Below are 5578 nucleotides of genomic sequence, written 5' to 3'. Positions count from 1 at the left end.
AGGTGTTGACAGCAGCGTGTAACGCTGTAGAATTCGCCTCCCGCTAACGAGAGATCGAAAGCGCAAGTGGTTGAAGTTACAAGGGAAACTTTGAAAACTTCTGAAATAACCGCTTGACAGCAACAGAGGCTGCTGTAGAATGCGCGCCTCGGTTGAGCGAAAGCTTAACCAACCGCTCTTTAACAACTGAATCAAGCAATTCGTGTGGGTGCTTGTGGAGTCAGACTGATAGTCAAAAAGATTATCAGCATCACAAGTTACTCCGCGAGAAATCAAAGATGTAACCAACGATTGCTGAGCCAAGTTTAGGGTTTTCTCAAAACCCAAAGATGTTTGAACTGAAGAGTTTGATCATGGCTCAGATTGAACGCTGGCGGCAGGCCTAACACATGCAAGTCGAGCGGTAGAGAGGTGCTTGCACCTCTTGAGAGCGGCGGACGGGTGAGTAATACCTAGGAATCTGCCTGATAGTGGGGGATAACGTTCGGAAACGGACGCTAATACCGCATACGTCCTACGGGAGAAAGCAGGGGACCTTCGGGCCTTGCGCTATCAGATGAGCCTAGGTCGGATTAGCTAGTTGGTGAGGTAATGGCTCACCAAGGCTACGATCCGTAACTGGTCTGAGAGGATGATCAGTCACACTGGAACTGAGACACGGTCCAGACTCCTACGGGAGGCAGCAGTGGGGAATATTGGACAATGGGCGAAAGCCTGATCCAGCCATGCCGCGTGTGTGAAGAAGGTCTTCGGATTGTAAAGCACTTTAAGTTGGGAGGAAGGGCATTAACCTAATACGTTAGTGTTTTGACGTTACCGACAGAATAAGCACCGGCTAACTCTGTGCCAGCAGCCGCGGTAATACAGAGGGTGCAAGCGTTAATCGGAATTACTGGGCGTAAAGCGCGCGTAGGTGGTTTGTTAAGTTGAATGTGAAATCCCCGGGCTCAACCTGGGAACTGCATCCAAAACTGGCAAGCTAGAGTATGGTAGAGGGTAGTGGAATTTCCTGTGTAGCGGTGAAATGCGTAGATATAGGAAGGAACACCAGTGGCGAAGGCGACTACCTGGACTGATACTGACACTGAGGTGCGAAAGCGTGGGGAGCAAACAGGATTAGATACCCTGGTAGTCCACGCCGTAAACGATGTCAACTAGCCGTTGGGAGTCTTGAACTCTTAGTGGCGCAGCTAACGCATTAAGTTGACCGCCTGGGGAGTACGGCCGCAAGGTTAAAACTCAAATGAATTGACGGGGGCCCGCACAAGCGGTGGAGCATGTGGTTTAATTCGAAGCAACGCGAAGAACCTTACCAGGCCTTGACATCCAATGAACTTTCTAGAGATAGATTGGTGCCTTCGGGAACATTGAGACAGGTGCTGCATGGCTGTCGTCAGCTCGTGTCGTGAGATGTTGGGTTAAGTCCCGTAACGAGCGCAACCCTTGTCCTTAGTTACCAGCACGTAATGGTGGGCACTCTAAGGAGACTGCCGGTGACAAACCGGAGGAAGGTGGGGATGACGTCAAGTCATCATGGCCCTTACGGCCTGGGCTACACACGTGCTACAATGGTCGGTACAAAGGGTTGCCAAGCCGCGAGGTGGAGCTAATCCCATAAAACCGATCGTAGTCCGGATCGCAGTCTGCAACTCGACTGCGTGAAGTCGGAATCGCTAGTAATCGTGAATCAGAATGTCACGGTGAATACGTTCCCGGGCCTTGTACACACCGCCCGTCACACCATGGGAGTGGGTTGCACCAGAAGTAGCTAGTCTAACCCTCGGGAGGACGGTTACCACGGTGTGATTCATGACTGGGGTGAAGTCGTAACAAGGTAGCCGTAGGGGAACCTGCGGCTGGATCACCTCCTTAATCGACGACATCAGCTGCTCCATAAGTTCCCACACGAATTGCTTGATTCATTGAAGAAGACGATAGAAGCAGCTTTAAGCTCCAAGCTGATAGCTCACGCTAACAGTTACAAGCTCGAAATTGGGTCTGTAGCTCAGTTGGTTAGAGCGCACCCCTGATAAGGGTGAGGTCGGCAGTTCGAATCTGCCCAGACCCACCAATTTTGTATGGGGCCATAGCTCAGCTGGGAGAGCGCCTGCCTTGCACGCAGGAGGTCAACGGTTCGATCCCGTTTGGCTCCACCATAAACTTGCTTCTGCATCGTAAAGCTTAGAAATGAGCATTCCATTGGTTCAATGGTGAATGTTGATTTCTGATCTTTTGATTAGATCGTTCTTTAAAAATTTGGGTATGTGATAGAAAGATAGACTGGATAACACTTTCACTGGTGTTTATTCAGGCTAAGGTAAAATTTGTGAGTTAAATTGCGAATTTTCGGCGAATGTCGTCTTCATAGTATAACCAGATTGCTTGGGGTTATATGGTCAAGTGAAGAAGCGCATACGGTGGATGCCTTGGCAGTCAGAGGCGATGAAAGACGTGGTAGCCTGCGAAAAGCTTCGGGGAGTCGGCAAACAGACTTTGATCCGGAGATGTCTGAATGGGGGAACCCACCTAACATAAGTTAGGTATCTTAAGCTGAATACATAGGCTTAAGAAGCGAACCAGGGGAACTGAAACATCTAAGTACCCTGAGGAAAAGAAATCAACCGAGATTCCCTTAGTAGTGGCGAGCGAACGGGGACCAGCCCTTAAGCTGTATTGATGTTAGCGGAACGCTCTGGAAAGTGCGGCCATAGTGGGTGATAGCCCTGTACGCGAAAACATCTTTGCAGTGAAATCGAGTAGGACGGAGCACGAGAAACTTTGTCTGAATATGGGGGGACCATCCTCCAAGGCTAAATACTACTGACTGACCGATAGTGAACTAGTACCGTGAGGGAAAGGCGAAAAGAACCCCGGAGAGGGGAGTGAAATAGATCCTGAAACCGTATGCGTACAAGCAGTGGGAGCCCACTTTGTTGGGTGACTGCGTACCTTTTGTATAATGGGTCAGCGACTTATTTTCAGTGGCAAGCTTAACCGAATAGGGGAGGCGTAGCGAAAGCGAGTCTTAATAGGGCGTCTAGTCGCTGGGAATAGACCCGAAACCGGGCGATCTATCCATGGGCAGGTTGAAGGTTGGGTAACACTAACTGGAGGACCGAACCGACTACCGTTGAAAAGTTAGCGGATGACCTGTGGATCGGAGTGAAAGGCTAATCAAGCTCGGAGATAGCTGGTTCTCCTCGAAAGCTATTTAGGTAGCGCCTCATGTATCACTGTAGGGGGTAGAGCACTGTTTCGGCTAGGGGGTCATCCCGACTTACCAAACCGATGCAAACTCCGAATACCTACAAGTGCCGAGCATGGGAGACACACGGCGGGTGCTAACGTCCGTCGTGAAAAGGGAAACAACCCAGACCGTCAGCTAAGGTCCCAAAGTTATGGTTAAGTGGGAAACGATGTGGGAAGGCTTAGACAGCTAGGAGGTTGGCTTAGAAGCAGCCACCCTTTAAAGAAAGCGTAATAGCTCACTAGTCGAGTCGGCCTGCGCGGAAGATTTAACGGGGCTCAAACCATACACCGAAGCTACGGGTATCACTTAGGTGATGCGGTAGAGGAGCGTTCTGTAAGCCTGTGAAGGTGAGTTGAGAAGCTTGCTGGAGGTATCAGAAGTGCGAATGCTGACATGAGTAACGATAATGGGTGTGAAAAACACCCACGCCGAAAGACCAAGGTTTCCTGCGCAACGTTAATCGACGCAGGGTTAGTCGGTCCCTAAGGCGAGGCTGAAAAGCGTAGTCGATGGAAAACAGGTTAATATTCCTGTACTTCTGGTTATTGCGATGGAGGGACGGAGAAGGCTAGGCCAGCTTGGCGTTGGTTGTCCAAGTTTAAGGTGGTAGGCTGGAATCTTAGGTAAATCCGGGATTCTAAGGCCGAGAGCTGATGACGAGTGTTCTTTTAGAACACGAAGTGGTTGATGCCATGCTTCCAAGAAAAGCTTCTAAGCTTCAGGTAACCAGGAACCGTACCCCAAACCGACACAGGTGGTTGGGTAGAGAATACCAAGGCGCTTGAGAGAACTCGGGTGAAGGAACTAGGCAAAATGGCACCGTAACTTCGGGAGAAGGTGCGCCGGTGAGGGTGAAGCATTTACTGCGTAAGCCCACGCCGGTCGAAGATACCAGGCCGCTGCGACTGTTTATTAAAAACACAGCACTCTGCAAACACGAAAGTGGACGTATAGGGTGTGACGCCTGCCCGGTGCCGGAAGGTTAATTGATGGGGTTAGCTAACGCGAAGCTCTTGATCGAAGCCCCGGTAAACGGCGGCCGTAACTATAACGGTCCTAAGGTAGCGAAATTCCTTGTCGGGTAAGTTCCGACCTGCACGAATGGCGTAACGATGGCGGCGCTGTCTCCACCCGAGACTCAGTGAAATTGAAATCGCTGTGAAGATGCAGTGTATCCGCGGCTAGACGGAAAGACCCCGTGAACCTTTACTATAGCTTTGCACTGGACTTTGAATTTGCTTGTGTAGGATAGGTGGGAGGCTTTGAAGCGTGGACGCCAGTCTGCGTGGAGCCAACCTTGAAATACCACCCTGGCAACTTTGAGGTTCTAACTCAGGTCCGTTATCCGGATCGAGGACAGTGTATGGTGGGTAGTTTGACTGGGGCGGTCTCCTCCTAAAGAGTAACGGAGGAGTACGAAGGTGCGCTCAGACCGGTCGGAAATCGGTCGTAGAGTATAAAGGCAAAAGCGCGCTTGACTGCGAGACAGACACGTCGAGCAGGTACGAAAGTAGGTCTTAGTGATCCGGTGGTTCTGTATGGAAGGGCCATCGCTCAACGGATAAAAGGTACTCCGGGGATAACAGGCTGATACCGCCCAAGAGTTCATATCGACGGCGGTGTTTGGCACCTCGATGTCGGCTCATCACATCCTGGGGCTGAAGCCGGTCCCAAGGGTATGGCTGTTCGCCATTTAAAGTGGTACGCGAGCTGGGTTTAGAACGTCGTGAGACAGTTCGGTCCCTATCTGCCGTGGACGTTTGAGATTTGAGAGGGGCTGCTCCTAGTACGAGAGGACCGGAGTGGACGAACCTCTGGTGTTCCGGTTGTCACGCCAGTGGCATTGCCGGGTAGCTATGTTCGGGAAAGATAACCGCTGAAAGCATCTAAGCGGGAAACTTGCCTCAAGATGAGATCTCACTGGAACCTTGAGTTCCCTAAAGGGCCGTCGAAGACTACGACGTTGATAGGTTGGGTGTGTAAGCGCTGTGAGGCGTTGAGCTAACCAATACTAATTGCCCGTGAGGCTTGACCATATAACACCCAAGCAATTTGACTACTCGAAAGAGCATCAGATTGCGGTGTGTGAAGACGAAACGAACCGAAAGTTCGAGATACTCACAAAACACCGAAAGCTATCACATACCCAATTTGCTGAAGCGAAGCCAAATGGCTACGAATCAGTACCCGAATTTCTTGACGACCATAGAGCATTGGAACCACCTGATCCCATCCCGAACTCAGTAGTGAAACGATGCATCGCCGATGGTAGTGTGGGGTTTCCCCATGTGAGAGTAGGTCATCGTCAAGATTAAATTCCAGAATCCC

Annotated in this window: 2 tRNA genes and 3 rRNA genes; all 5 read left to right on the top strand. The window is 50.7% G+C overall.

Annotation, left to right across the window (positions count from 1 at the left end):
• Window positions 1–335: 335 nt before the first annotated feature.
• The 5 genes from GYN01_RS22035 to rrf all read left to right on the top strand — a co-directional run bounded on the left by GYN01_RS22035 (window position 336) and on the right by rrf (window position 5561).
• Window positions 336–1872, top strand: a 16S ribosomal RNA gene (locus GYN01_RS22035).
• Between the two features lie 122 nt (window positions 1873–1994).
• Window positions 1995–2071, top strand: a tRNA-Ile gene (locus GYN01_RS22030).
• A 9-nt stretch (window positions 2072–2080) separates the two neighbouring features.
• A tRNA-Ala gene (locus GYN01_RS22025) sits at window positions 2081–2156 on the top strand.
• Window positions 2157–2394: 238 nt separating this feature from the next.
• Window positions 2395–5286 (top strand): 23S ribosomal RNA (locus GYN01_RS22020).
• 159 nt (window positions 5287–5445) lie between these two features.
• Window positions 5446–5561: ribosomal RNA gene (gene rrf / locus GYN01_RS22015) — 5S ribosomal RNA — on the top strand.
• The 16S, 23S and 5S rRNA genes sit together here with 2 tRNA genes alongside, the layout of an rRNA operon.
• Window positions 5562–5578: the final 17 nt, after the last annotated feature.

Origin of the sequence: Pseudomonas weihenstephanensis (assembly GCF_016812185.1) — a bacterium.
Classification (GTDB): Bacteria; Pseudomonadota; Gammaproteobacteria; order Pseudomonadales; family Pseudomonadaceae; genus Aquipseudomonas; species Aquipseudomonas weihenstephanensis.
The sequence above is the reverse complement of the archived record's forward strand: the minus strand, read 5'-3'. Positions and strand labels throughout refer to the sequence as shown.